The 2,046-nt window shown below is 55.2% G+C and carries 1 protein-coding gene; it reads right to left on the bottom strand.

Annotated features, from left to right (window positions below):
- On the bottom strand, positions 1 to 2,027 hold a 2,027-nt coding region (locus D9V82_RS11890; protein WP_167449828.1), incomplete at its 3' end, for a VaFE repeat-containing surface-anchored protein.
- Between the last annotated feature and the right edge of the window lie 19 nt (positions 2,028 to 2,046).

Here is a 2,046-nt window from a genome sequence, read left to right as displayed (position 1 = left end):
ACCTTAGTCGGGCGAGGCTCCTTCGACTTCTCCGAAGAAGTAGTCGTAGAAGGCTTCATCGTAGCCGAGGCCTTCGAAGAAGACGTCTCCGGTTCAGACGGCTCCTGACCCTGCACCTTGGTTGGGCGAGGCTTCTTAGACGTCTCCGAAGAAGACGACTCCGAAGGTTCAGATTCGGACGTAGTCTCCTTCTTCGGCTCGGAGGTCTTAGCGTGCGCCGGATCCTCGTCGGACTCCACCGGGGTACCCGGCTTCTGACGCTCACCATCACCATTAACCCACGGAATCTCCTTGCCGTTCTCATCGACCGGAGTACCCGCAGCCTTCGCCTTATCACCATGGAACTTACCCGCAGCAGGAGCCTTCAACGTCGCAGTGAAGTACTTCGTCTCACCCTGAGCAATGTCCTGCTTCTCCGGGGAAATCGCCGACAACTCAGAAGACTCAAAGCCCTCACCAGTAATCAGCTCATCAGTAACCTTTACGTCCTTCAGATCCACCTTCCCAGTGTTTTCCACCGCGAACGTGACCGTGAGGTCCTGATCCTTCTTCGCAACATAAGCATTGTCCTTATCCTGCGCATCAATCACACCAGGCGCACCGGCACCCCCAGCCTGAGGCACTTCCTGTCCCTCAAACTTCTGATCACCGATGTACTTCTTCAACGCAATCGCCGCAGGCTGATCCTCACCAGAGACCACCGTCTGGTTGGCATCCTCGGGATCCTTATGCTCAGCGATGACATCATCCGCAGAACCCTCAGGCAGATCCTGCGCCTTATTATCCTTAGCCTCCTGATCCTGAGACTTCAACGTCTCAAACGCCACCGCAGAAGCCACCACGCCCTCAAGATCCTCATTGACCTTAATCGGCACCACCACGGAACCGTTACCAGACTTATCAGCCTCGAACGCCTTAGAACCAGAACCAATCACCTTCGCCGAATCAGCCTTATCCACCAACTGCGCATCCAGGGTGTACTGCTTACCCGGCACCAGATCCTGATACGTCACCGTGTCATTCACCGTAGCACCAGCAACAACCTGCTTGTCACCCTCAGCAAACTCAGCCTTCGTCGCAATCGACGGATTCTTCGGCTCGGAGGTCTTAGCGTGCGCCGGATCCTCGTCGGACTCCACCGGGGTACCCGGCTTCTGACGCTCACCATCACCATTAACCCACGGAATCTCCTTGCCGTTCTCATCGACCGGAGTACCCGCAGCCTTCGCCTTATCACCATGGAACTTACCCGCAGCAGGAGCCTTCAACGTCGCAGTGAAGTACTTCGTCTCACCCTGAGCAATGTCCTGCTTCTCCGGGGAAATCGCCGACAACTCAGAAGACTCAAAGCCCTCACCAGTAATCAGCTCATCAGTAACCTTTACGTCCTTCAGATCCACCTTCCCAGTGTTTTCCACCGCGAACGTGACCGTGAGGTCCTGATCCTTCTTCGCAACATAAGCATTGTCCTTATCCTGCGCATCAATCACACCAGGCGCACCGGCACCCCCAGCCTGAGGCACTTCCTGTCCCTCAAACTTCTGATCACCGATGTACTTCTTCAACGCAATCGCCGCAGGCTGATCCTCACCAGAGACCACCGTCTGGTTGGCATCCTCGGGATCCTTATGCTCAGCGATGACATCATCCGCAGAACCCTCAGGCAGATCCTGCGCCTTATTATCCTTAGCCTCCTGATCCTGAGACTTCAACGTCTCAAACGCCACCGCAGAAGCCACCACGCCCTCAAGATCCTCATTGACCTTAATCGGCACCACCACGGAACCGTTACCAGACTTATCAGCCTCGAACGCCTTAGAACCAGAACCAATCACCTTCGCCGAATCAGCCTTATCCACCAACTGCGCATCCAGGGTGTACTGCTTACCCGGCACCAGATCCTGATACGTCACCGTGTCATTCACCGTAGCACCAGCAACAACCTGCTTGTCACCCTCAGCAAACTCAGCCTTCGTAGAAATCTTTGGTTGCTCTTTCTCTGGCTTTTCTTCTTCAAGTGGAGGCAAACCTGGCTGATCAACAGGC

Origin of the sequence: Corynebacterium macginleyi (genome assembly GCF_003688935.1) — a bacterium.
Classification (GTDB): Bacteria; Actinomycetota; Actinomycetes; order Mycobacteriales; family Mycobacteriaceae; genus Corynebacterium; species Corynebacterium macginleyi.
The sequence above is the reverse complement of the archived record's forward strand: the minus strand, read 5'-3'. Positions and strand labels throughout refer to the sequence as shown.